We start from the raw sequence: 374 nt of genomic DNA, 5'->3' as shown, positions 1-374 counted from the left end.
CATGCCGTGGGTGAGGTGGCCGCCGTGGGCCAGGTCCAGGCCGAGGATGGTGTCGCCGGGCTGGGCCAGCGCGAACAGGGCGGCCTGGTTGGCGGAGGCACCGGAGTGGGGCTGGACGTTGGCGTACTCGGCGCCGAACAGCTCCTTGACCCGGTCGATGGCGATCTGCTCGGCGACGTCGACGTGCTCGCAGCCGCCGTAGTAGCGCCGGCCCGGGTAGCCCTCGGCGTACTTGTTCGTGGCGACCGAGCCCTGCGCCTCCATGACCGCGACCGGCGCGAAGTTCTCGGAGGCGATCATCTCCAGGGTGGACTGCTGGCGCTCCAGCTCGGCGTCGAGCGCGGCGGCGATCGCCGGGTCCAGCTCGTGCAGGG

Annotated in this window: 1 pseudogene; it reads right to left on the bottom strand. The window is 72.2% G+C overall.

Annotated elements, in window-relative coordinates:
* A pseudogene (locus ADK36_RS14720) lies at positions 1–372 on the bottom strand (serine hydroxymethyltransferase); the annotation flags it as partial.
* Positions 373–374 lie beyond the last annotated feature (2 nt).

This window comes from Streptomyces viridochromogenes (assembly GCF_001270495.1).
GTDB lineage: Bacteria > Actinomycetota > Actinomycetes > Streptomycetales > Streptomycetaceae > Streptomyces > Streptomyces viridochromogenes_A.
Note: the sequence above shows the minus strand (reverse complement) of the source record. Positions and strands in the feature narration are given on the sequence as shown.